At 63.6% G+C, this 25,143-nt stretch carries 18 protein-coding genes and 1 tRNA gene; 10 read left to right on the top strand and 9 right to left on the bottom strand.

Annotated features, from left to right (window positions below):
- The first annotated feature begins 455 nt into the window (after positions 1-455).
- From IYX23_RS16565 to IYX23_RS16540, 6 genes are all read left to right on the top strand, one after another.
- On the top strand, positions 456-752 hold the full coding sequence (locus IYX23_RS16565) for a hypothetical protein (protein WP_196394086.1): 297 nt from the start codon (positions 456-458) through the stop codon (positions 750-752).
- Positions 749-2,326 (top strand): ATP-dependent DNA helicase RecQ, encoded by a 1,578-nt coding sequence (locus tag IYX23_RS16560; RefSeq protein WP_196394085.1) that lies wholly within the window; start codon positions 749-751, stop codon positions 2,324-2,326. Before IYX23_RS16565 ends, IYX23_RS16560 begins: the two co-directional genes overlap by 4 nt.
- Before the next feature lie 71 nt (positions 2,327-2,397).
- Positions 2,398-3,834: an MDR family MFS transporter gene (locus IYX23_RS16555; RefSeq protein WP_196394084.1), complete on the top strand. Its 1,437-nt coding sequence runs from the start codon at positions 2,398-2,400 to the stop codon at positions 3,832-3,834.
- 92 nt (positions 3,835-3,926) lie between these two features.
- Positions 3,927-6,638 carry an aconitate hydratase AcnA gene (gene acnA / locus IYX23_RS16550; RefSeq protein WP_196394083.1) on the top strand — a complete coding sequence of 904 codons (2,712 nt, stop codon included), beginning with the start codon at positions 3,927-3,929 and terminating at the stop codon, positions 6,636-6,638.
- 152 nt (positions 6,639-6,790) lie between these two features.
- Positions 6,791-7,072, top strand: coding sequence for a hypothetical protein (locus IYX23_RS16545; RefSeq protein WP_196394082.1), 282 nt, complete (start codon positions 6,791-6,793; stop codon positions 7,070-7,072).
- 329 nt (positions 7,073-7,401) lie between these two features.
- On the top strand, positions 7,402-7,638 hold the full coding sequence (locus IYX23_RS16540) for a hypothetical protein (protein WP_196394081.1): 237 nt from the start codon (positions 7,402-7,404) through the stop codon (positions 7,636-7,638).
- A 68-nt stretch (positions 7,639-7,706) separates the two neighbouring features.
- Here IYX23_RS16540 and IYX23_RS16535 read toward each other — a convergent pair whose 3' ends face one another.
- The 6 genes from IYX23_RS16535 to IYX23_RS16510 all read right to left on the bottom strand — a co-directional run bounded on the left by IYX23_RS16535 (position 7,707) and on the right by IYX23_RS16510 (position 17,070).
- Positions 7,707-8,186, bottom strand: coding sequence for a hypothetical protein (locus IYX23_RS16535; protein ID WP_196394080.1), 480 nt, complete (start codon positions 8,184-8,186; stop codon positions 7,707-7,709).
- Positions 8,187-8,399: 213 nt separating this feature from the next.
- On the bottom strand, positions 8,400-9,806 hold the full coding sequence (locus IYX23_RS16530; RefSeq protein ID WP_196394079.1) for a TolC family outer membrane protein: 1,407 nt from the start codon (positions 9,804-9,806) through the stop codon (positions 8,400-8,402).
- 2 nt (positions 9,807-9,808) lie between these two features.
- Entirely contained in the window at positions 9,809-13,027 is a 3,219-nt protein-coding gene (locus IYX23_RS16525; RefSeq protein WP_196394078.1) for a CusA/CzcA family heavy metal efflux RND transporter, read from the bottom strand.
- 82 nt (positions 13,028-13,109) lie between these two features.
- Positions 13,110-14,309 carry an efflux RND transporter periplasmic adaptor subunit gene (locus IYX23_RS16520; RefSeq protein WP_196394077.1) on the bottom strand — a complete coding sequence of 400 codons (1,200 nt, stop codon included), beginning with the start codon at positions 14,307-14,309 and terminating at the stop codon, positions 13,110-13,112.
- 253 nt (positions 14,310-14,562) lie between these two features.
- Positions 14,563-15,522, bottom strand: a complete 960-nt coding sequence (locus IYX23_RS16515) for an outer membrane beta-barrel protein (RefSeq protein ID WP_196394076.1) — start codon at positions 15,520-15,522, stop codon at positions 14,563-14,565.
- A 237-nt stretch (positions 15,523-15,759) separates the two neighbouring features.
- Positions 15,760-17,070 carry a replication-associated recombination protein A gene (locus tag IYX23_RS16510; protein ID WP_196394075.1) on the bottom strand — a complete coding sequence of 437 codons (1,311 nt, stop codon included), beginning with the start codon at positions 17,068-17,070 and terminating at the stop codon, positions 15,760-15,762.
- A gap of 190 nt (positions 17,071-17,260) precedes the next feature.
- Between IYX23_RS16510 and IYX23_RS16505 the strand changes: the two genes are divergently transcribed.
- A complete protein-coding gene (locus IYX23_RS16505) occupies positions 17,261-18,028 on the top strand; it encodes a ParA family protein (protein WP_348643677.1) in 768 nt (255 codons plus the stop codon).
- A 35-nt stretch (positions 18,029-18,063) separates the two neighbouring features.
- Here IYX23_RS16505 and greA read toward each other — a convergent pair whose 3' ends face one another.
- Together greA and IYX23_RS16495 are read right to left on the bottom strand one after the other, a co-directional pair.
- Positions 18,064-18,531, bottom strand: a complete 468-nt coding sequence (greA, locus tag IYX23_RS16500; RefSeq protein WP_196394073.1) for a transcription elongation factor GreA — start codon at positions 18,529-18,531, stop codon at positions 18,064-18,066.
- Between the two features lie 257 nt (positions 18,532-18,788).
- A complete protein-coding gene (locus IYX23_RS16495) occupies positions 18,789-19,802 on the bottom strand; it encodes an MDR family oxidoreductase (protein WP_196394072.1) in 1,014 nt (337 codons plus the stop codon).
- 288 nt (positions 19,803-20,090) lie between these two features.
- Here IYX23_RS16495 and IYX23_RS16490 point away from each other — a divergent pair, with 288 nt between their 5' ends.
- Positions 20,091-20,498, top strand: a complete 408-nt coding sequence (locus IYX23_RS16490) for a MucR family transcriptional regulator (protein ID WP_196394071.1) — start codon at positions 20,091-20,093, stop codon at positions 20,496-20,498.
- Positions 20,499-20,594: 96 nt separating this feature from the next.
- On the opposite strand, the gene IYX23_RS16485 is transcribed toward IYX23_RS16490, so the two are convergent.
- Positions 20,595-20,963 carry a TIGR02300 family protein gene (locus tag IYX23_RS16485; protein ID WP_196394070.1) on the bottom strand — a complete coding sequence of 123 codons (369 nt, stop codon included), beginning with the start codon at positions 20,961-20,963 and terminating at the stop codon, positions 20,595-20,597.
- A 163-nt stretch (positions 20,964-21,126) separates the two neighbouring features.
- On the opposite strand from IYX23_RS16485, the gene IYX23_RS16480 reads away from it, so the two are divergent.
- Together IYX23_RS16480 and IYX23_RS16475 are read left to right on the top strand one after the other, a co-directional pair.
- Positions 21,127-21,200, top strand: a tRNA-Gly gene (locus IYX23_RS16480).
- A 729-nt stretch (positions 21,201-21,929) separates the two neighbouring features.
- The gene (locus IYX23_RS16475; RefSeq protein WP_196394069.1) at positions 21,930-25,094 is read left to right on the top strand and encodes a helicase-related protein; all 3,165 of its coding nucleotides are present in this window, start codon (positions 21,930-21,932) and stop codon (positions 25,092-25,094) included.
- The last annotated feature ends 49 nt before the right edge of the window (positions 25,095-25,143 follow it).

Below are 25,143 nucleotides of genomic sequence, written 5' to 3'. Positions count from 1 at the left end.
CTCGGGCGGCTCGGCGTATTAGGGTTCTCTTTCGAGATTGGAGGAATTGATACGCGGGATGGTTTCGTGCGTCAACATCTGGGGGTTATACTCATAACTTCAGAGCAGGAATCCGACGCGAATAGCTAAGCGCGAACTTCACGAATATCGGTCGCGTTGGTCGGCTTGGCGACTTTGGATCGAGTCGAGGGCTGGGGTTTTGCGTATTCCCTCCCCCCTGCGGGGAGGTGGCCCCGCGAAGCGGGGTCGGGTGGGGGTCATTGCATGCTGGCGCGGTGAGACCCCCACCCGGCGGTCTGCGACCGCCGACCTCCCCGCAAGGGGGAGGTATTTCCGCTAACTACCGAGCAGAGTCGTTCGCTCGATTAATTATGGTTGGCGCGGCGAAATGCAGAAAGAGCTGTTGCGCTGCTTCGCGCCGCCATGATGCTCTTCTTATGATTTGAGAGCAGCCCATGACCGTCGACGCTTTTCTCGAATCGCTTTCGGCACCCGAGCCGCCGGCGCTCCCGCCGCCGCTGCGCGCGCTGTGGTTCGACGCCACGGGCGATTGGAACGCGGCGCATAAATGCGTCGACGACAAATCCGACCCCCAGAGCATGTGGGTCCACGCCTACCTCCATCGCAAGGAAGGCGATCTTTCGAACGCCTTCTACTGGTATCGCCGCGCCGGGCGAGAGCCGCAAAGAGGCCCGCTCGAAGACGAATGGCGCGAAATCGCCGAGGCGCTGCTGCCGCAAGCGGCGCCATGATGGGACTGTCCGCGCAAGAATTGCTGCGCAGCATTTTCGGCTTTCCGGACTTTCTGCCGGGGCAGGCGGAGATCGTCGAGGCGGTGCTCGACGGCCGCGACGCCATCGCCATCATGCCGACGGGCTCCGGCAAATCGCTGCTCTATCAGCTGCCGGCCGCGGCGCCGGGGGGCGGGCTCGTTCTCGTCTGCTCGCCGCTGATCGCGCTGATGCGCGACCAGCTTCGAACCCTCGCCGATTCGGGCGTCGGCGCCGTCGCGCTTCACTCCATGCAGGAGGACAATGAGGCCGCCGCCGCGATCGACGCCGTCGCATCGGGCCGGGCAAAGCTGCTTTACGCCGCCCCCGAACGTCTCGCCCAGGACGGAATGCAGAATTTATTGCGCAGCATTCGCATAAAACTCTTCGCGGTCGACGAGGCGCATTGCGTCTCGCATTGGGGCCATGAGTTTCGCCCCGACTATCGCGCGCTCGGCGACATCGCCCGAAAGCTCGGCGCCCCGCCGATGCTCGCCGTCACCGCGACGGCCGGTCCGCGCACCCGCGACGACATCGCCCGCACGCTGTTTTCTCGGCCTCCCGAGATTTTTCAGCGCTCCTTCGCGCGGCCGAATCTTGCGCTCGATTTCGCACAGAAGCGCGCCGGCCTGCGACAGATCGTCGAATTCGCGCGCAAAGGCCGCGGCGCCGGGAAGGAAAGCGGCATCATTTATTGCAACTCGCGCAACAAGACCGACGCGCTGGCGCGCGAACTCTCGCGGCTCGGCTTCGATGCGCTGCCCTATCACGCGGGGCTCGACGCCCACACGCGCTCGGAGAGCCAGGACGCTTTCTTTACCCGCAAGGGCGCGGTGATGGTGGCGACCATCGCCTTCGGCATGGGCGTCGACAAGCCCGACGTGCGCTTCATCGTTCACGCCGATCTGCCGACCTCGGTCGAAGGCTATTATCAGGAGATCGGCCGCGCCGGACGCGATGGCGCGCCGGCCCGCGCGCTGACGCTGTTCTCGCCCGCGGAGCTGGCGCTGCGCTGGCGCATTCCGGAAGCGGCGCAAGACAATGACGCGGCCGCCGGCGATTACGCCAGACGTCAGGCGATGGCCCGGCTTGCAGCCGCGCCGGGCTGCCGCTTTCAGCGTCTCCTCGCAGAATTTGGCGAAGAGAGCGGGCCTTGCGGCCGATGCGATCATTGCCGCGGCGGACCGCTGGCGTGGCCCCGGCGCCTCTCATCATTCGCGCTCGGATGGCGCGTCGCGCTCGCAAGCGGCTTCGCCGCGCGCGCCGACCTTTCGGAAGATGATGCCGATCTGCCTGAGCTCACGCCAGCGCCGATCGACACGCCGCGACAACAGCAGGAGCCGCCGCTGACGGTGGCCGAGGCGCGCCTGCTGCGCGCGCTCGAGGCCGAGCGGCTCGCCATCGCCAAACGGCGCGGTTTGGCGCCGCGAATCGTCGCCTCCGAACAGGCGCTGCGCGCCCTCGCGCGGGAAAGGCCGCAAGGCGCCGACCATCCGCTGCTGCGGGGGCTCGAAGATGCGGCGGCGCTGCTGCGGGTGATCCGCGAAGCCCTATAAGGCCGGCGTGAGGGTTTCGTTCGGCGCCGCAACACTGTAGTTAGGGCTCCCCGTGCTGTTCCCCCGAGGCCATGTCCGCTAACCCGCCGCCAAACCCCGCCGAACTGCGACAGGTCATGTTCGGGCTCGGCCTCGCGATGCTGCTCTCGGCCCTCGACCAGACGATTGTCGTCACGGCCATGCCGACCATCGCGGCGGACCTCGGCGATCCGCAGGATCTGCCCTGGATCGTGACCGCCTATCTCATCGCGGCGACGGTGGTGACGCCGCTCTACGGCAAATTCGCCGATGTCTACGGACGGCGGCGCGTCATTTTGGTCGGGGTGATCACTTTCGTGATCGGATCGGTCGCTTGCGCTTTGGCCCCGAGCATGGCGGCGCTCGCCGGCGCGAGGGTCATTCAGGGACTTGGCGGCGGCGGCCTGATTTCGCTCGCGCAGACGATCGTCGCCGATCTTGTCTCGCCGCGCGAGCGCGGCCGATATCAGTCCTATTTCGCCGCGGTGTTCATCACCTCCAGCATCGCCGGTCCGGCGCTCGGCGGCATTTTTGCGCAATATTGGCATTGGTCGCTGATCTTCTGGATCAATCTGCCGCTGGGGCTCGCGGCGCTCCTGATCGTCAATTCGAGGTTGAAGCGCGTGCCGGAGCGGCGTCATCCGCATCGCGTCGACTATCTGGGCGCGATGTTGCTGATCGCCGGCTCCGGCCTTCTCGTGCTGGCGCTCGGCTGGGGCGGCGTGCGCTATCCGTGGCGGTCGGCGCCGATCGTCGGGCTCCTGACCGCCTCCGCCCTCGCCTGGGGACTTTTCGCCTGGCGCACGGCGCGCGCCGAGGAGCCGCTCATTCCGCTGCGCATTCTCCGGCTACGGATCGTTCGCGACGCCATCCTGTCGAGCTCCTTTGGGCTCGGCGGGTTCGTCGGACTTTCGGTCGTGATGCCGATCTATTACGAAATCTGCGGCGGGATGAATGCGAGCGAATCGGGGCTGACGCTTATTCCCCTGATGGTCGGCACCGTCGCCGGCGCCACACTGTCGGGACGATTGATGGGGCGTTTGACGCATTACAAGACGGCTCCGCTCCTCGGGCTCGGCGCCGGCGCTCTCGCGGCGCTGGGCGCGGCGGCGATGATGGGCTCGGGCCGCTCGCTGCTTTGGCTCAACGCCTTGCTCACCGTCACGACCTTCGGGATCGGCGCGATGCTGCCTGTCGCCACAGTTTCGGTGCAGAATGCGGTCGATTCGCGCGATCTCGGGACGGCGACGGCCTCGATGCAATTCTTTCGGCAGCTCGCGGCCGGGGCGGCCGTCGCACTTTTCGCCGCCCTGGCGATTGGCGGCGGCCGCGCGCAATTGCTTGAGGAGATGAAGACGGACGTCGACGGCGCCGCTTTGTTTTCGAGCTTTCGTCTCGTTTTTCTGGCGCTTGCCGTTTGCGTGGGCCTGTCCCTGCTTTTCCTCGCGCGTATGGAGGAGCGGCCGCTGCGCGGCGAGCGGCGCAGCTGACGGGTCGATTTTGCTCCCGTCTTTTCTATTTGCCCCCATGGCATGGAATTTTCTAGAAAGATTCCGCCTTCCCGCGCCGCAAGGACCCTTCCATGGCCTCTCTCAATAGTTTCAACGCCTGCCAGACGCTCGTCGTCGGAAACCGGTCCTATCAATATTTCTCGCTGAGGGCGGCGGAGGAGAACGGGCTTCGCGACGTCTCCCGCCTGCCCTATTCGCTCAAGGTCGTTCTCGAAAATTTGCTGCGCAACGAGGACGGCCGTTCAGTCACCAGGGAGTCGATCGAAACCTTCGCGAAATGGCTCGAGGAGAAAGGCAAGACGGAACGCGAAATCGCCTTCCGGCCGGCGCGCGTGCTGATGCAGGACTTTACTGGCGTGCCGGCGGTCGTCGATCTTGCGGCGATGCGCGACGCCGTCGTCGCGCTCGGCGGGACGGCGCAGAAGATCAACCCGCTGGTTCCCGTCGATCTTGTCATCGACCATTCGGTGATCGTCGACAGTTTCGGCACGCCGCAGGCCTTCGCCCGCAACGTCGAACTCGAATATGAGCGCAATGGCGAGCGCTACCGATTTTTGAAATGGGGCCAGTCGGCGTTCGACAATTTCCGCGTCGTGCCTCCCGGCACCGGCATCTGCCATCAGGTGAATCTGGAATATCTCGGGCAGACCGTCTGGACGCGCACCGAGCGCATCGACGGCAAGACGGTCGAACTCGCCTATCCCGACACGCTGGTCGGCACCGATTCGCATACGACCATGATCAATGGCCTCGCCGTTCTTGGCTGGGGCGTCGGCGGCATCGAGGCCGAGGCCGCGATGCTCGGCCAACCATTGTCGATGCTCGCGCCGGAAGTGATCGGCTTCAAGCTCACCGGCGCGCCAAAGGAAGGCGTGACGGCGACGGACGTCGTCCTGACCGTCACGCAAATGCTGCGCAAAAAAGGCGTGGTCGGGAAATTCGTCGAGTTCTTCGGCGAAGGGCTTGATCATCTCAGCCTCGCCGATCGCGCCACCATCGCCAATATGGCGCCGGAATATGGCGCGACCTGCGGCTTCTTCCCAATCGATCAGGAGACGCTTTCCTATCTGCGGATGTCGGGGCGCGCCGACGACCGCATCGCGCTGATCGAAGCTTATGCCCAGGCGCAAGGGATGCTGCGCGAGTCCGGCGCGCCCGATCCCGAATTCACCGATACGTTGAGCCTCGATCTTGCGGAGGTGACGCCGTCGCTCGCCGGCCCGAAGCGCCCCGAGAGCCGGGCCACGCTTTCCGAAGTCGGCTCGGCGTTCCTCGGCGCGCTCGCGACCGAATATAAGAAGGAAGACGGACTCGGGCAGCGCTATGGCGTCGAAGGCGAAGGTTTCGATCTCGGCCATGGCGACGTCGTCATCGCCGCCATCACCTCCTGCACCAACACGTCCAACCCCAGCGTGCTCATCGGCGCGGGATTGCTGGCGCGCAACGCGGTCGCGCGCGGACTGAAGGTGAAACCCTGGGTGAAAACCTCGCTCGCCCCGGGCAGCCAGGTCGTCGCGCAATATCTCTCGAAGTCCGGATTGCAGAAATATCTCGACGATCTCGGCTTCAATCTTGTGGGATTTGGCTGCACAACCTGCATCGGCAACTCGGGGCCGCTGCCGCCGGCGATCTCGAAGACCATCAATGAGCATGACCTCGTCGCGGCCTCGGTGCTGTCGGGAAACCGCAATTTCGAAGGGCGGGTCAATCCCGACGTCCAGGCGAATTATCTCGCCTCGCCGCCGCTCGTCGTCGCCTATGCGCTCGCGGGCACGATGGCGATCGATCTGACGAAGGAGCCTCTTGGACATGACAGCGCCGGGGCGCCGGTTTATCTGCGCGACATTTGGCCGCCGAATGCGGAAATAGCGACCTTCGTCCGCGATCAGGTGACGCGCAATCTGTTTCGCGAGACCTACGCCAACGTCTTTTCGGGCGACGCGCACTGGCGCGCCGTCGAGGCGCCCAGCAGCGAGACGTACGCATGGGACGAGCAGTCCACCTATGTGCGCGACCCGCCCTATTTCGTCGGTCTGCAGCGCGAGCCTACGCCTGTGGAGGATATCGTCGGCGCCCGCATCCTCGCGCTCTTTGGAGACAAGATCACCACCGATCACATCTCGCCCGCCGGCTCGATCAAGGCGGCTTCGCCCGCGGGCCAATGGCTGATGGAGCATGGCGTCGCGCCCGCCGATTTCAATCAATACGGCACGCGTCGCGGCAATCATGAAGTGATGATGCGCGGCACATTCGCCAACATCCGCATTAAGAATCACATGATGCGGGATGCGAAAGGCCTCACGCCGGAAGGCGGATTGACCAAGCATTATCCGGGCGGCGAGATCATGCCGATCTATGACGCCGCCATGCGCTACCGAGACGAGGGCGCGCCGCTGGTCGTCATGGCCGGCGCCGAATATGGCAATGGCTCGTCACGCGACTGGGCGGCGAAGGGCGCCATGCTGCTTGGGGTTCGCGCGGTGATCGCCAAAAGTTTCGAGCGCATCCACCGTTCCAATCTCGTCGGCATGGGCGTCGTGCCGCTCACCTTTGCGGAGGGGACAGGTTGGGACACGCTCGGACTCAAGGGCGATGAAACCGTCACCATCCATGGCCTGTGCGAGGGGCTTGCGCCGCGCAAGACTCTGGTCGCCTCGATCTTATTTTCGGATGGGTCCACCAAGACGGCGCCGCTGCTCGCGCGCATCGATACGCTCGACGAGCTGGAATACTTCAAAAACGGCGGCATCCTCGCCTATGTGTTGCGACAACTCGCCCCTTAGATCTGGACAAAAAACCATTGACTCAGTCGAGGTCCTCCGACAGCGTTGCTGTGCTTTGCGTTGGATTCGAGCCGTTGCGGTTGCAATGTCTTCAACGCAGCGCTCTACAAAAACAAAAAAGCTCACGACGCGAAGAAGAGGAAAATCAGCATATGAATAAATACGCCCTTACGGCGGCCGCCGCCCTGTTTCTGGCGACGACCGCGCCGTCGTTCGCCTTCGACGCCGGCGTCGGTTCGCGCGCACCGAGCCAGGCGACGCGCATCAGCTGCGACACGCACGCTGAAGACGATCAGGCCGTTTGCGCCAGCAAATGCGAGGACGCCTATCTCAAGGACCAGCAGGGCTGGACGGCGGACATGAGCAAGATCAAGTCCGCCAAGAAAGCGTGCGACGAAAAGTGCGGCTGCCCGGAGAACTCGAAGGGCCTTTAACAGTCTCATTGGTTCGTACAGCGGTACTAGGGCGCGCGAGCGATCGCGCGCCCTTTTCGCGTTGCGCCGATCAAACGCAGGAACCGTCACGCCGCGTCTTCGTGTTCATCAAGAACATGGAAACAAGACGATTTTCGCGAACCGCGCCATAGACCGGCGAAGCGGCTTGAGACATGGCGCCAGTGGCGCGCAATTGACATGAGAGGCCACATACGACATCGTCCCGCCGCTCATTGCGTTATGTGCGGCCGTTGCTGTTCCAAGGCGGGAGGGGTCGAGCGCAAGCGCAGTCTAAACGCCCTGAATGGGTAAGGGAAGGAAACGACCATATGAGGAATTTCGCCATTGTGACGGCGGCGGCGCTCGTCGTCGGCATGATCAGCCCGGCCTTCGCAGATTGCGACGTCCATAAAGCGGACGAAGACAAGCAGGCCAAATGCGCCGAGAAATGCGACGACGAGTATCTGGCCCGCAAGATGAATTACGGCTCCAATAAAGCTGAGCTTGCCGCCAACAAGAAGGCCTGCGACGCCGCCTGCGGCTGTCCGCAGAACACCAAGGAATAAAAAACCCGAGCCTCGCGAGCGAGGTCGGTAGAGACGGGGCGCGCATTCACTGCGCGCCCGTTTTTTTATCAATCGACCGTATAGACCTTCCCGTCCGGGCCTTTCCAGCCGCTGCCCGCTTCATAAAAGCGATATTCCTCATCGAACAGAACCGTTGAGCCGGGCGCGATATATTGCTTGCCCGGGGGATCGGAACTGCGCGGCGCAGTCACATAATGGTTGCTCGGCGAACAGCCCTCGGGAAACTTTCCAGCCTCGTCAGCTTTGCATTCGAGATTTGCGCCTTCCGGAAACTCGACCCGCGCATTGAAGAAGATTTCGTAGCCCTTTTCTCCGGTGGCGTGCATCTCAAGGCGCTCGGTCATCGTCTGTTTGAACTCGACGATCTTGAACGGCTTGTCGACGCGCTGCTTCAGCAAGTTCTCGAAAATCTGCCGCGCATGCGCTTCAGTCGGATTGCAGCCGAACATGCAAAAAGCATTGGCCGGGATCGCCGGTAGCAACGCCAGCAGCATCGCAACGGCGAATGTTGTGAAAGCGCCTCGCATGATGTCCTCTCCCTCAACCTTTATGATTTCCGCCGCCCAGGGCGCGTCCGTTTTTTAAACTTTAGAGCAGGTTCCGAAAAAGTTGACAGACTTTTTCGACGAGAACCTGCTCCAATGTTTTGATTTTGAGCGATTCCTTATCGATCACATGATTCCATGTGATCGGGAAGCGCTCTCGCATCTTATCGCAGCATTCGCGACGCGTCGTAAATCTTAGCGGTCGGGCGTGGTCGGGTCGCCCCAGAGATCCTTCACCTGCTCGAAGTGAATCGCAGGATCATAGCCGTTTGGCGTAAGGCCAAGCCAGGCCGAAGAAAGCCGCCCGAGCGAAGAGAGCACGGCATAGGAGGCGACGACGCGATCGCGCTGAGCGAAGACGAGCGCGATGCGGGCGTAGAGCAGCTCTTGCTGCGCGATAAGAATTTCGAGCGTCGTCCGCTGACCCGCCTTGGCTTCTTCTCTTATGCCGTAAAGCGCGCGCTCGGCCGCGGCGATCTGCGTTTGCGCTGCTGAAATCTGAGTTTTCGCCGCCTGCAGCGCGCCCCAATAGGCGCGCACGAGCGAGAGAACCTCGGCGCGCGCGACGTCGGCGTCAAACCGGCGCTGGCCGGCGGTCTCCTTCGCCTGCCGCACGCGGGAGGACGTCAGGCCGCCCTCGTAAATCGGCACGCTGAGATGGCCTCCGAGCTTGGCCCCGATGTTGCGATTGCCAATGCCCGCGATGTCGGTCTGCGTAAAAACGTCGCCGACGATTGATAGTTTGGGCATGAAGTCGGCTTCGAGCGCCTTGATGTCGAGATCGGCGACGTCGGCCTCGTGAAGGGCCGCGAGGATGAACGGATGTTCGTGTTGCGCGATGCGTTCCGCTTCTTCGCGCGACTTCGGCAGCAATCGGTCGATCGGCGCGCCCGGCGCGAGCTTCGTCGGCTCGACGCCGACCGTTTTGCGATAGACGCCGATGCTGGCGTCGAGCGTCGCGCGCGCGGCGCCGGCAAGAGATTTTCCGCCCGCGAGCCGCGCCTCGACCTGCGCGACATCCGTCAAGGTGATCTGTCCGTACTGATAGCGCTCCCGCGTCTGGCGCAATTGCTCCTTCAGAACGGCGACATTGCTCTCCTGAAGTTTGAGCGCCGCCGTGTCGCGCAAGACGTTCATATAAGCGGCGACGGCATCAAATAAGACCTGTTGCTCGGTGAGGCGCAAACGTTCGCGTCCGGCGAATACGCCCGATTCCGCCGCGCGCGTTTCGTTTCGCGCCTTGAAGCCGTCGAAAATCGGCTGCTCGATGGTCAAAGTGGCGGAGCGAGGAACGCTGCCGCCGTTTTGGATGCTCTTCGTGCGGGCTGAGAGGGTGGGGTCGTTGAGATCGACGTCTCGTTGTTGCGTGATATAGCGATTGCGCTGGACGCCGAGGTAGCCGTCGCCCGTAATGCGCGGCCTCATGCCGGCCTGCGCCTGCGGCACATTCTCATCAATCGCGCGCAGCTCCGCTCTGCCGGCGTTGAGCTGCGGATTGGCGTTGTAGGCGCGACACATCGCGCCCATCAAGGTTTCGGCGTGGGACGCGCCGCCGCTCAGAATGAAGCAGATCAGGACCGAGGCGACGCCGCGCACGCTCACGGTCAGCCCCCGCTTTGTTGCGCGGAAGCTGACTCTGGCGAGCGACAAAAGAACGCGTAAAGGGCCGGCAGAACGACAAGAGTGAGAAGCGTGGCGCTGATCAGGCCGCCGATGACGACTGTCGCGATCGGCTTTTGCACTTCGGCTCCGGTACTCGTGGCAAGCGCCATCGGCAGAAATCCGAGCGAGGCGACAAGGGCCGTCATCACGACAGGGCGCAGTCGCGTCATGGCGCCTTTGAAGATCGCCTGGCGTTCGGCCATGCCGCCTGCGATCAACTGCGAAATATAGGTGCGCATGACGAGGCCGTTCAGCACAGCGACGCCCGAGAGCGCGATGAAGCCGACAGCGGCCGAGACCGACATGGGCATGCCGCGCAGCCACAGCGCGGCGACGCCGCCGGAAAGCGCCAGCGGCACCGCGGTGAACACCAGCAGCGCGTCACGCGCCGAGCCGAGCGAGGAGTAGAGCAGCAGAAGAATGAGGAAAAAGCAGATCGGCACGACGAACATCAAACGCGTGCGCGCCGCCGCGAGATTCTCGAACTGGCCGCCCCAGGCAATCCAGTAGCCGGGCGGCAGGATAACTTTTGACTCGATTTTCGCCCGCGCCTCATCGACGACGGACGCGATGTCGCGGCCGCGCACATTGGCGGTGACCACGACGCGGCGATGGCCGTTTTCCCGCGAAATCTGGTTCTGGCCGTCCTGGATGGAAAATTTCGCCACCTGCTTCAGCAGCACGACCGGCGCGTTGTCGTTCGCCGCTCCGGGAAGCGCGACGGGAATGGACTCCAAAGCCTGCGCGTCCTCGCGCAAATTGTCTTGCAGCCGGACGACAATAGGGAAGCGGCGATCGCCCTCGAACACCACTCCAGCCCTTTGTCCGCCGATCGCCGCGCCGATCACGTCCTGCACGGCGGCGACGCTGAGGCCAAGCCGCGCAATCGCGCCCTTGTTGACGGCGACATCGAGAATCGGCAATCCGGCCACTTGTTCGACCTTGACGTCGCTCGCGCCCTTGATCGAATTGAGAATGCCGGCGATCTGATTGGCAGCCTTCAACATGACGTTAAAGTCTTCGCCAAACACTTTTACGGCGATGTCGCCGCGCACGCCGGCGAGCAATTCGTTGAAGCGCAATTGAATGGGCTGCGAGAACTCATAGGCGTTGCCCGGCAGTTGCGCGAGCCGCGCCTCCAATTTTTGAATCAGCGCCGCCTTGTCGAGGCCTGGGTTGGGCCATTTGTCGCGCGGCTTCAACATGATGAATGTGTCGGTCAGGTTTGGCGGCATGGGATCGGTCGCGATCTCGGCCGTGCCGGTCTTGGAGAAGACATAGTCGACTTCGGGAAAACTGCGTAGCGCGCTCTCGATCTCGAACTGCATCGCCTGCGCCTGCGTCAGCGACGCGCTGGGAATTCGGTTCGCCTGCATCGCGAGGTTTTTTTCGTCGAGCGTCGGCACGAACTCTTCGCCCAGCGTCAAGTAGAGAAGCGCCGCGAGGACGAAGGCGCCCGCGCCCAGCGCGATCGGCTTCAAAGGCGCAGCCATCGCCCATTTCAAAATGGGTTCATATGCGCGCTTGAGGACGCTCACGACGACGTTTTCGGATTCGCGCACGCGACCTGAAAGCGCAATGGCGATCATCGCCGGAAAGAACGTCAGCGACAGGACGAACTCGGAGGCGAGCGCCATGATGACGGTCATCGCCATCGGATGGAACATTTTGCCTTCGACCCCTGAAAAGGTCAGGATCGGCACATAGACGAGGATGATGATCGCCTGGCCGTAGACGGTCGGCCGTCGCATCTCGACCGCCGAGTCGATCACGGTCGTCAGCCGTTCTTCCAGCGTGAGCGCGCGGCCCAAGGCGCTCTGACGCTGCGAAAGACGGCGCAGGCAGTTCTCGGTGACAATGATGGCCCCGTCGGCGATCAACCCGAAATCGAGCGCGCCGAGACTCATCAGATTGGCGCTGATCTTTCCGACATGCATGCCTATGCCCAGCAGCAGCATCGTCAGCGGTATGACCATCGCCGTCACGAGCGCCGCGCGAAAATTGTCGAGCATGACAAAGAGCACGAGGATGACGAGCGCGGCGCCCTCAACAAGATTCAGGGCGACCGTTTTGATCGTAGCGTTGACGAGCACGGTGCGGTTTAAGATCGTGCGCACTTCGACGCCGGGCGGCAGCAGCCGGCGAATCTCGTTCATCTTCGCATTGACGGCGCCCGACACTTCACGACTGTTGGCGCCGATCAGCATCAGCGCGGTGCCGATCACCACTTCTTCGCCGTTCATGCTGGCGCTGCCCACGCGCAGCTCGCGTCCGACGCCCACCTCCGCGATATCCTCGACGCGCACGGGGGTGCCGCCTCTCGTCGACACGACGACCTTGGCGATGTCGTCCATGGACTCGAGCCGCCCCGGACTACGCACGACGAGGCCCTCGCCATTGCGCTCGACGTAGCCTGCGCCGCGGCTGATGTTATTGCGCTCGATAATGCCGGCGAGATCGGCGAAGGACAGTCCGAGAGCGAAGATTTTCGCGGGGTCGGGCTGAACGTGATATTCCTTGACGTAGCCGCCAAGCGAGTCGACGCCGGCGACGCCGGGCACGGTGCGCAACAAAGGCCGGATGATCCAATCTTGCACCGTCCGCAGATAGGCGTTCATTTCGACCAAGTTGCGAAGTCTCTGCCCCTCCGGCGTCAGATAATCGCCATTGCTCTGCCAGCCCGGCTTTCCTTCCGGCGCCGGTTCATCCCCGCCTCTCGGCGTGTAGGCGACCGACCACATGTAGATCTCTGAAAGCCCGGTGGCGACCGGGCCCATATGCGACTCTACGCCGGGTGGAAAATACTCCTTGGCGAGCGTGAGGCGTTCGCCCACCTGTTGGCGGGCGAAATAAATATCGACGCTGTCGCCGAAGACGGCGGTCACCTGGGCGAAGCCGTTGCGGGAAAGCGAACGGGTATATTCGAGCCCAGGTATTCCCGCGATGGCGTTCTCGATCGGATAGGTGACTTGTTTTTCGATCTCGAAGGCGGAAAGCGCCGGTCCGAAGGCGTTGATCTGAACTTGGTTATTCGTGATGTCCGGCACGGCGTCGATCGGCAATCGCAAGAGCGACCAGACGCCAAGCGGCACGGCGAGCGCTGTCATCAACACCACGAGCCACCGGCTTCGGACCGAGAAGGCGATGAGATTCTTGATCATCGACGGCAACTGGCGGTCGAAGGCGCATTAGAGGCGCCCGGTTGAATCGACGGAAACGAGAACAAAAGGCCGTCCGCGCGCATCATTCCTCCGGGATGCTCTGTTTTCCGAGCTCGGCCTTCAGCAGAAAGACGTTAGAAACGGCGATCTCCTCCCCTTCCTTCAGGCCGTCGACGACCTCGACCGAGTCATCATCGCCACGTCCCAACTCGATTTCGCGCTTGGCAAAGCCCTCAGTCGTGCGAACGAAGACGTTGGGCTTGCCGTCGATGATCATCACCGCCGAGCGCGGAGCCTCGAGCTTCACCCGGGTCTCCTTGAGCGAGATATCCGCTTCCAGCAGGCTGCCCGGCCGCAGTGCGAAATCGGGGTTCGCAAAGCGCGCGAGGACTTGGCCCGAACGCGTCTCGCGCGTGATGAGCGCGTTGACATAAGTGATCTTGCCGTCGAATCCGCGACCTTCCGCGTTTTGCAGCCGAACCTCCTGGCCATCGCGCAACAGGCCGAGATCGGCGGCAGGCACCGCAAGTTCGACCTCTACGACAGAGAGATCTGCGATGACGTAGAGTTCCTTCGCCTGACCTTCCCCCCCGACGGGCTGGCCGACGCTGACCAGACGCTCGATGACGCGCCCGGAGATCGGCGCGTGGATCTCCTTGCGGCGAAGATCGGCGATGGGCTGAGAGGGCAGGGCGGCGATCTCCTGCTCGCTCATGTCCAGCGCGGCGAGCTTCTGCCGCGCAAGATCGAGCTTCACTTTGGCTTCCATGAAGACGGTTTTGGCTTTCAGAAACAGCTGCTCTGCGGTGATCTTCTTTTCGAAAAGCCCTTTTTCGCGTTGAAAAAGCACATTCTGCAGATCGAAATTCGCCGATGCGGCGAGATACTCGCTTTTCGCTTCGGCCACTTCGCGGGAGTCGATAATCGCGATGATTTCGCCGCGCGCGACCTGGTCTCCCAGACGCTTGCGCATCTCTTCGACGACGCCTGCGACCTTGGCGGCGACCCGCGCGATTTTGTCCGGATCGGGTTTGACGGCGGCAGGCGCCGTGATCCGGCGCGTAATGACGCCAGGGCCGACCTTCGCCGTCGCGATCTTGGACGCTTCGATCTGAGCGGCGGAAAGCCGAACTTCGCCGTCGGCGGGCCCGGGCTCAGTCGCCTCGCTTTGGCGGTCAGGCGAGACGCGGCTGCGCATGGCGCCAAAGAGCGACGGCAGCGCGGCGCCAATCGCCAGGCTCGCGAGAACGGCAAGAACCAGGACGGACCGATAACGGGTCATGATCGCGAAGTCAGCTCCGTCACGAGCGGTCTGAAAGGCGTGGCGTTGGCGCGCCGCTCGAGCCATTGGCCGCCGCGGACGCAAGGGGGATATCGCGCGCCCGGCGTTGATTCATCTTTCTTTAAAGGAGTTGGCTGACCCGGTCTATGCGGCGGTTCTCGGCTCTTTCGCACATGCCGCAGTTTTTAAAAAGAAAAGCCCGGCCAAAAGGCCGAGCTTCTATTTGCGTGGAGTTTGCCGCTTTGCCGTTGGCTCAATATTTGGCGAGCACCGGCGCCGACGGCGCGCTGAACCAGTTCAACCGATAGTTGAGGCCGACGCGCGCCACATGGAAGCGTGTCTGAACGCTCGTCGTCGCGCTGTTGAAGAACGGCGCAGATGCGGCGAACGGTCCGATGGCAAACGTCGTGGTGCCCAGACCAAGGGTCGTCAAGGTCGTGCGGCCGAGGTCGACATAGTCATATTCCAGCTTGAACGACCAGTTCGGGAACATCAGCGGCGCATATTCGAAACCGCCGCCGACGGTCCAGCCGGTCTTGACGTTGTCGAAGCTCGCGCTGCCGAAGGCGCCCGAGGTGATGTTGTAGGGGATGGCGAACGGGCCGAAGGGGATGGCGCCGGAGATGCCGCGCGTCGATCCATAGTTGAAGTTGCTGCTGGATTGGCCGTAAGCGAAGCCGCCCGTGGCGTAGAACATCAGGTTGGGCATGAACGGCGTGACGCCGACGCGGCCGCGGACTGTGCCCCACCAATTGACGCGGCTGTTGACGGTACCGGCGCCGGCATAAGCGCTTGAGAGCACGCCCGGGATGGCGATCCCAGGCGTCGTCACGCCCGGGCCCCAACCGTTGGTGGTGTTCTGAATTCCGGCGCCCTGGAAGTCCGTTTCCACGCCGACGACGAACCAGGGATTGAATTGATAGTTGTAGCCGATCTGGCCGCCGCCGATCACGCCGCTGAGGTTGGACTTGCGGTTCCAACCCACGCCGCCGAAAATCGGCGCGCCCAGAGCGGAGTGAATGTTCTCACGCGTCCACTGATTGTCCTGATTGCCGAAGGCGCCGCCGATGTTGACGCCGCCGTAGATGCCCGTCCAGGTGAAGGGCGGCGGCATGAACGGCGGGGGGCCCTTATAATGCGGAAGGTCGGCGGCGAGCGCCGATCCGGCGGTAAGCGCCAGCGCGAGGCCGGCGGCGACAGGCAATTTGGTCATGTGTGACCCCCTCTACAGTAAAATTCAGATCCTGCGGCCCCTATTCCAAACGATCCCGCCGAATAAGATCGCCGCTTCTGCGACAATGCGCCGATAGGTTCAGGCTTACGTTGGAAACATTCCAGGGGTCAATCAAAACGCTGCGGTTTTGGGCGTTCACAGGCGCTTTTGCTAAAGGACGTGACCAATATGCAACAGCGAAAGACTCGATTTCGCGACGTCTTCACGCGCGCATTTTTATGAATCGCCGCGCTCTTTGCGCAGTCGATCCCAATAGTCGATGCGTTTGGCGATCTCGCGCTCGAATCCGCGCTCGACCGGTTTGTAGAACTTCTGCCGCGAGAGCGAATCAGGCCAGTAGTTCTGGCCTGAGAAGGCGTCGGGCGAATCATGGTCATATTCGTAGTTCGCGCCATAGCCCTCTTCGCGCATCATTTTCGTCGGCGCGTTGAGGATGACTTTCGGCGGCATCAGCGAGCCCTTCTCCTCCGCCACGCGCTGCGCGCGCTTGAAGGCGACATAGGCGGCGTTCGATTTGGGCGCGGTCGCCACATAGATCACCGCCTGCGCCAGCGCGAGTTCGCCCTCGGGGCTGCCGAGGAAATCATAGGCGTCCTTGGCGGCGTTGGCGACAACGAGCGCTTGCGGATCGGCCAGGCCGATGTCTTCGACCGCCATGCGCACGATGCGGCGTGCGAGAAACAGCGGATCTTCGCCGGCGGCGAGCATGCGCGCGAGATAGTAGAGCGCGGCGTCGGGGTCCGAACCGCGGACGCATTTATGCAATGCGCTGATGAGATTGTAGTGGCCTTCCTGCGCCTTGTCGTAGATCGGCGCGCGGCGCTGCACGATGTCGACGAGCCCCGTCCGATCGAAGATCTCGCCGGGCTTTGCGGCGCGCCAGATTTCCTCGGCGAGCGTCAACGCCGCGCGGCCATCGCCATCGGCCATGCCGACCAGCGCTTCGCGCGCGTCAGGTTCGAGCGGCAGCGGCTTGCCTTCGGCGTTTTCGGCGCGTTTGAGCAGCTGTTCGATCGCCGCTTCGTCGAGCGCCTTGAAGGTCATCACGCGCGCGCGCGAGAGCAGCGCGGCGTTAAGTTCAAAGGAAGGATTCTCGGTCGTCGCGCCGATGAGCGTGATCGTGCCGTCCTCCATCACCGGCAGGAAGGAATCCTGCTGCGCGCGATTGAAGCGGTGAATCTCGTCGACGAAGAGCAAGGTCCCCTGGCCGGCCGCGCGTCTGACGCGCGCCGTCTCGAATGTCTTCTTCAGATCGGCGACGCCGGAAAAGATCGCCGAAATCTGCACGAAGGCGAGCTTGGTCTCATGCGCGAGAAGCCGCGCGACCGTGGTTTTGCCGGTGCCGGGCGGACCCCAGAAAATGAGCGAGCCCAGCGCGCCGGCGCGGATGAGCCGCGTCAGCGCGCCCTCGGGACCAAGCAGATGATCCTGTCCCGCCACCTCATCGAGACGCGTTGGCCGGAGCCGGTCGGCGAGCGGACGCGGCGCGTCGTCTTCGAGCTTCGCGGCTTGGAACAGATCGGACATGGTTACTGATTAACATAGCGAGACGGCTTGCTTGCGAGAATCTCTGGTAGCCGAATCCGCCAAAAGAGCGCGGCGTCCTGAAAAAAGAGTCTGGCGAAGAGGGAGTCAATAGCGGCCGGGCATCAGAGTCTCGACCGCTGAAGCCAAGCCGTTAACGCGCGGTTAACCCTGCCGCAAGTATTACAAATAGGTGAACGAGTTTGGAAGCTCGATCTCCCTCGTTAAGTATCGCGTGCACAGCGTCGACATCAATCACAAGACTGGACCGTCGCACATGCGCACCATCGCTTTCGTCACCCAGAAGGGCGGCGCCGGCAAGAGCACGCTCGCCAGCAGCGTCGCCGTCGCCGCGCGCCAGGCTGGGGAACGCGTGTTCATCATTGATCTCGACCCGCTGCAGACTCTGGTCAAATGGTCGCGCGCGCGCGGCGCCGCCGACATCGCGGTCGAACATGTGCCCCCGTCGAAACTGAGCAAGGCGCTTGCCGCGCTCGCCGCAAAGGGCGTGACGCTCGCTATTATCGATGCGCCGGGCCAGGAGGGCGACTATCTTTCGGCGGCCGTGCGCGCCGCGGATCTTTGCGTCATTCCGGCGCGCCCCAACGCCTTCGATCTGTGGGCGTCGGAAATCACGCGCATGCGCGTGAAGGAGAAAGGCAAGGATTACGCCTTTCTGCTCAACCAATGTCCGCCGGCGCAACAGAGCGCGCGCGTCGAACTCGGGGCCAAGGCGCTGCAGGCGATGGGCGGGCTCCTCGCGCCGCTCGTTTCGTCGCGCGTCGATTATCAGGAAGCGGCGCGGCTCGGGCGCGGCGTCGGCGAATACAACCCGGACGGCGTCGCGGCCGAGGAGATGCGCGAACTTTGGGGCTCGATCAAGCGCCGACTGAAAAAACAGCCGAGCGCAGCAAAGACGCCAGCCTCGAAGGCAGGAAAGGCGGCCAAGAAGGCCGCCTGATCATCGAAGCGCGCCGGAAGGTGGTGCGCGCGCGTCTACCCGATCTCGACGATTCGCGCGCTGTGGTGGATGACCTCCGCCTTATCGCCGACGGACTTGCCCATCAGCGCCTTGGCGAGCGGCGCGACATAGGGAATGAGCCCCTTGGTCGGATCGGCTTCATCTTCGCCGACGAGCCGGAAACTGCGGCGTTCGCCGTCCTCGAGTTCGACGACGACCCGATGGCCGAACCGCACATGCGAATGATCGGCGATCGCCCGGATAACTTCGGCGCTGGCGCGACGCGCCGACCAATAGCGCAGATCGCGCTGCGCTAGCGCGAGCGCGTGATTGTCTTCGCTCGCCGTCGCGCGTTCGATTTCCTTCTGCAGGCGCGCAAGCTCGGCTTCAATCTGTTCGAGGCCCTCGGGCGTGACCAGATTGCGGTGCGGACTGACGGGCCGGTCAGGCAGATCCTCGCGCGGATTGTCGTCGTCCTGTTCTTTCGTAAAAGCCGAACTCATGCGCTTTTGACCTTTCGTTCGCCGCGCCGATGCGGCGAGCGTCCTTAACAAAAATAATCGGCCCAAGCGGGCCGTCACGGGCATTAGAGCCGAGACGGGCGCGCTTGTCGAGAAATTGGCGCGTCGATGCGACGATTCGCGCGCGCTTACGAAGGCTTAGCTTGGCGGCTCAAAGACCCAGGTTTCTGTGTCGCGGTTTCAAGTGTGAAGGGCGGCAGGGGCGGCGCCGGGTCCTCTTCTTTGCGCTGGCGACCCTGTCAACCCGCGTCTGGGAGCGACAGATGCAGGCCCATGTCGATGACCGCGCGTCCGCGAATTTTTCCTCCAACGATCGAACGAGCCCGATCCAGCGCTTTATCGAAGGGGATGATTTCGCTCATGGCGTCGATTGCGGAGGGATCGAGATCCTGCGCAATTCGGGCCCACGCCGCCCGCCGCAGCGCGATGCGCGGGCGCACGCTTTCGACGCCAAGCAGCGCGACGCCGCGCAGTATGAAAGGCGCGACATTCGCCGGCAGCGCCATGCCGCCGACATTGCCGCAAGCGGCGACGGCGCCGTCAAAGCGCGTCTGCGCAAGAAGATTGACGAGAGTGACGCCGCCGACCGTGTCGACGCCGACGGCGAAGCGCTGCTTTTGCAGCGGCTTTCCCGGAGCGGACAATTCGTCGCGGCTGATGATTTCGGACGCGCCGAGGCGTTGGAGATAGGCGTCTTCGCTCGCGCGTCCGGTGACGGCGGCCACGCGCCAGCCGGCCTTGGCGAGCAACGCGACGGCGAAAGAGCCGACGCCCCCCGTCGCGCCCGTCACCACCGCGAGCCCGTCCTCGGGCCGCGCGCCATGACGCTCCAGCGCAAGCACGCAGAACATGGCGGTCAGTCCCGCGGTGCCGATCGCCATGGCGCGCGCCGGCGTCAGCGTCGGCGGCAGTTTCGTGAGCCAGTCGCCCGATAGCCGCGCCTTTTCCGCAAAGCCTCCATAATGCGCTTCGCCCAGGCCGCAGGCCGTCGCGACCACAATGTCGCCCGCCGCAAATTCCGGATGCGCGGAGCGCGTGACGCGACCGGCGAGATCGACGCCGGGGATCATTGGAAAGCGACGCACCACCGGTCCCTTCCCGGTGACGGCGAGACCGTCCTTGTAGTTGATCGCCGAGAAAGCGATGTCGACGTCGACATCGCCCTCCATCAGGTCGCGCTCACGCATGACGACGTATTCGGCGTGTTGACCGTGATCGTCTTTGTCGATGCGAATGGCTCTGAAACCAGTCATATGGCAGCGCCTCCGCTGTTGGCTGCGCCAAACCAGCGCTTTTTAGCGGAGAAAAAAAAGCAAAAAAAAGGAAAACATGAGACCGTCACCGCCGTAACGCGCGAAATTCTGATGGATCAACTATGCAGAATTGGCCGGCGCCAATAGTGCATAATATTTCTTGATGCAGTCGCACTATTCTGTTAGGCAGTCAACAAGTAACGGCCAGGCGATGATTCTATGCAGCAAAGCATTGAACAAGGGCGGCGGGGGCGGCGCCCGTCTCAACAGGAAGTGGTGAGCAATCCGATGAATCAAGCCAACAACATTGAACTCGCAGCCGACATCGTCTCCGCCTATGTGAGCAACAACTCAGTCCCCGCCGGAGAGTTGCCCGGGCTCATCAGCGAAGTCTATAACGCCTTGTTGCGCGTTGGCGTGGGCTCCGCGGCCGCGCCCGCCGAGCCGCCGAAGCCGGCGATTCCCGTCAAGCGTTCGGTGACCAATGATTACATCATCTGCCTTGAGGACGGGAAGAAGTTCAAATCGCTGAAGCGTCATCTGCGCACGCAATACGGCTTGTCGCCCGAAGACTATCGTGAGAAGTGGGGCCTCCCGGCCGACTACCCGATGGTTGCGCCCAACTACGCCAAGGCGCGGTCTAATCTCGCCAAGCAGATGGGGCTCGGCCAGCAGCGCCGGCGTCGCGGCAAATAAAAGGCGGCCAAAACGGCCGCCCTTTCCCCAACTGACCTGAAAGCCGCGGCGCGCTCTGTCGCGCCAGGCGGGCGCTGCTGACGACGCCCCGAAGTTTCAGGTCTCTTCGTCAGTTTCGATATCGCCGTCGATCAGTCCCGACACATCGTCGTCGGATTCTTCTTCCTCGAGGAAGGTGTCGTCTTCGGCGTCGTCTCCCTCGATCTCCACATCATCTTCGACATCGATCGATTCCGCCACGGTCTCCGTCTCCTCGACTTCTTCGAGCGACACGGTTTCCGGGTTCTCCTTTTCGAGTTCGCTCTCTTCTTCTTCTTGTTGCGCGCGCGCCGCCGCGCGCGTCAGCGCCACAACCTGATAAATCGCGCCGCATTTCGGACAGGCGATCGGGTCCTTGTTAAAGTCATAAAACTTCGTCCCGCAGGACTGACATTGGCGTTTGGCGCCGAGTTCGGGTTTGGCCACGGTCGATGGGTCCTCGAGAAGCAGCGTGGGAACGTCCCGCCTGTATTGAGAGACTGTGTGGGCGCTCCGGTTAGTGGCGTCCCGCCTCGCTGTCAAATGGGAAATGCATTGTCTGCGCGCCCATTGCCAAGCGCCGCGCAGATTGGCATAGAATCGCCGTCACGCGGGTGTAGCTCAATGGTAGAGCAGCAGCCTTCCAAGCTGAATACGAGGGTTCGATTCCCTTCACCCGCTCCAGCCCCTTTCAGTGAGCTTTCCCTGGCTCGAGCGATGACGGCCCGCCGGTTCGTTTGCGTTCGGCCGCGCCTTGACCACTGCGGCCGGATCTCCGGCCCGTTATTCCCCCGTTCGCGCACCGCCGGTTCGCTCCGTTTTTTGGAGTCTCGCCAAACATGCGAATCAACCTTGGCGTTTACCAATAGGCGCAGAGGCGCGCCGCGCAAAGCCGCCGCAACGTCGAGGGGCCACGCGCGCGAACGCCGCGCCGCCTCGTTCAAGCGTCCCAGACAAGGACGCAGCGTTAAGCGTTGTTGGTCGTTTTCTCCTCGCTCCTCGTATCGACGCGGCGATGACGCGATCGAGGGTCGCGCAAATTCGCCGGAACGCAACGCCAACTGAGATCGAACGCTGATTCGTGCCTGCTGCGTTCCCGGTTAATCCCAAAGCTTAACGGTAAGACGCCAAACCGGCTAATCTTGGCCGTTGACAGACCCGCCGAAAAGAGTCCGCCGGCGGCTTTTTCGCTATGCGTGCGCGCGACGCCATCGATGGGCCGTTCTCGCAAGTTCTGGCGTTTCGATTTGCCCGCGCATCCATATATTGTTGGAACAGAGCATGACTCGGCGAGAGTCAGCGATTCGGGCGCGATTCGTTCGCAGGCTGTTCAGAAGGTAAAGTCGCGCCCTGCTCTAAGTTTCGATATGAAACGAGGGCGCGCTGCGGCGCGCGTCAGGCAGCAAAGAACAAATGACAGTCGCGCCGTCTTACCCGACGAGCCGCGCCGCCCCCCGCGCAAAGCCGTTCGACAGGGGCGTGGCGGCGGTGCTCGGCCCCACCAACACCGGCAAGACGCATCACGCCATCGAGCGGATGCTGTCCTTTCCCTCCGGCGTCATCGGGCTGCCTCTGCGCCTGCTCGCCCGCGAGGTCTATAATCGCGTCGTCGAGCGCGTCGGCGCGGAAAACGTCGCGCTCATCACCGGCGAGGAAAAGATTAAGCCCCGGGCGCCGGCCTACTGGGTCGCGACGGTGGAAGCCATGCCGCGCGACGTCCAGGCGGATTTCGTCGCGATCGACGAGATCCAGCTCGCCGCCGATCTCGACCGCGGCCATATTTTCACCGACAGGCTACTCCACTGGCGCGGACGCCAGGAAACGCTGCTGATCGGCGCGGCGACGATGGCGCCGCTTGTTACGGAGCTCTTTCCCGGCGCGCCGATCTTCACGCGTCCGAGACTTTCAAAACTTTCCTTCGCCGGCGACAAGAAAATCTCGAGGCTGCCGCCGCGCACCGCCATCGTCGCCTTTTCGGCCGAAGAGGTTTACGCGATCGCGGAACTCATCAAGCGCCAGCGCGGCGGGGCCGCCGTGGTGCTCGGCGTGCTGTCGCCGCGCACGCGCAACGCGCAGATCGAGCTCTATCAAAGCGGCGACGTCGACTACATTGTCGCGACGGACGCCATCGGCATGGGCCTCAACCTCGACGTCGACCATGTGGCCTTCGCGTCCGATCGCAAATTCGACGGATTGCGCCATAGGAGACTGACGCCGGCCGAATTTGGACAGATCGCCGGCAGAGCGGGTCGCCATATGAGCGACGGCTTTTTTGGCGCGACCGGCCGTTGCCCGCCCTTCGACGACGACTTGATCGAGGCGTTGCAAGACCATTGCTTCGATCCAGTGAAGACGCTGCAGTGGCGCAACAGCGCCCTCGATTTTTCTTCGATCGACGCGCTGATGCATTCTCTCGATCAGGTCCCGGCGCATCCGGATCTGGTGCGCGCGCGGGTCGCAGACGATCAAAGGGCGCTTGAAGCCGCGAGCCGCGACGACATCGCGCGCCGCAACGCCAAGACGACGGCCGATGTCGCGCGGCTTTGGGAAGCCTGTCAGATCCCCGACTATCGCAAGACTTCGCCCGCCGCTCACGCCGAGCTCGCGCTGGCGATATTCGCGTTCGTCGCCCGGCGCGGCAAGATCCCCGAGGACTGGATGGCGCGGCAGATCGAAGCGGTGGACCGCATCGACGGCGACATCGCGACGCTGTCGAACCGCCTCGCGCAAGTGCGTACCGCAAGTTTTATCGCCAACCGTTCCGGCTGGCTCGACGACTCTCAGCATTGGCAGAGCGTCGCGCGTCGGGTAGAGGACAGCATATCCGACGCGTTGCACGACAGACTGACGCAGCGTTTCGTCGACCGCCGCACCAGCGTGCTGGCGCGCCGCTTAAGAGAGAACGCGATGCTTGAAGCCGAAATCAACGCCGCCGGCGACGTTCTGGTCGAAGGCCAGCACGTCGGAAGCCTCCAGGGATTTCGCTTCACGCCGGACCCCGGCGCGGCAGGCGAAGCGGCCAAGACGTTGAACGCCGCGGCGCAGAAGGCGCTTGCTGGAGAGTTCGAGGCGCGCGCGACCCGCGTCTTCGACGCGGTCGACGACGCCTTCGCGCTCGGCAATGACGGCCTGATTCGCTGGCTCGGCGAGCCTGTGGGGAAAATCGCCTCCGGCGCCGGCGTGCTGGCGCCCACGACGCGCGTGCTTGCCGACGAGCAGCTGACAGGACCGGCTCTGGAGAAGGTCAAGCAACGCCTCGACCTTTGGCTCGCGCAACATGTCAAGAAGCTGCTCGGGCCGCTCGAGCAGCTGGAGAAGGGCGAAGGCTTGGAAGGGGTGACGCGCGGCGTCGCCTTTCAGCTCGCGGAAGAATTGGGCGTGCTGGACCGCGCGCGCGTCGCCAAGGACGTGAAGGCTTTCTCCCAGGAGGACCGCGCCGCGCTGCGCAAGCTCGGCGTGCGGTTCGGCGCCTATCACATCTATCTGCCCGCGCTCCTCAAGCCGGCGCCGCGCGCGCTTTCGGCGCTGCTCTGGGCGCTGCATCACGGCGGTCTCGAGAACGTGAGGGGTCTTGAGGAAGTGCCGCATCTGGCGGCCTCCGGACGCACCTCCTTCGCCGCCGACGCATCGATCCCGAAAGGTTTTTATCGCGCCGCCGGCTTTCGGGTCTGCGGCGAGCGCGTCGTTCGCGTCGATATTCTCGAACGTCTCGCCGATCTCATTCGGCCGGCGATCGCCTACCGTCCGGGGCTCACCGCGGGCGAGCCGCCGCCCGGCGCGGCCGACGCCGACGGCTTCGTCGTCACCGTCGCGATGACCTCGCTGACGGGCTGTTCCGGCGAGGCTTTTTCCTCGATCCTGAAGTCGCTCGGCTATGCTTCGACGCAGCGCCCGGGGCCGGCGATTACCGTTGCGATCGTGCCCGCGGCTGCGATGGAGCCTGTGACGCCAAAAGCTGCGGCCAAGCCTGCGGAAGCCGCGGGCGAGGATATTCAGGCCGAAAGCGCCGCCGCCGAGGCGCCTGTCGCCGCGGAAGCGGAGCCGGCTCTCGCGTCGCAACCGGCCGCCTCGGCGGAAGCGCCGGTCGAGACGCCTGCCGCCGATGAAGCGCCGACGACGGAGGCGGCGGCGTCCGTCGCCGTGGAAGAAAGCGCCGAGGCGCGCGAAGAAGAGGCGACAGCGACTGACGCGCGAGAAGAGCCCGCCTCGGCGGCTGCGCCGGCCAAAGCCGCGCCGACCGAGCCGGAATCCATCGAAATCTGGCGTCCGCAGCGCCACGTGCATTCCGCTCCGCGCCCCCGCGAGGCCGGCGCGCATCGGCAGGCGCCCGGTCAGGGCGCTGAGGACAAGCAGCAGCGGCCGCCGCGCCGCGACCAGCGGCCCGGCAACGCTCCAGGCAAGGAGGGGCGTCCGGCCGGAAAGCCGCGCTTCGAGGGCCGCCCGCCGCGCGATGACGCCCGCGCCCGGCGCCCTGCAGGCTTCGCCGCGCCGGAGCGGCGCGAGCGCCAGCCCGATCCGGATTCGCCCTTCGCCAAGCTTGCGGCGCTCAAGGCCGAACTTGAGAAGAAGGGCAAATAGCGGCGCTTGCGCTTATGCCCATAGCTTTGCCATCGTATTGCCAATAGTC

The sequence above is a fragment of the Methylocystis sp. L43 genome (assembly GCF_015709525.1).
GTDB lineage: Bacteria > Pseudomonadota > Alphaproteobacteria > Rhizobiales > Beijerinckiaceae > Methylocystis.
Note: the sequence above shows the minus strand (reverse complement) of the source record. Positions and strands in the feature narration are given on the sequence as shown.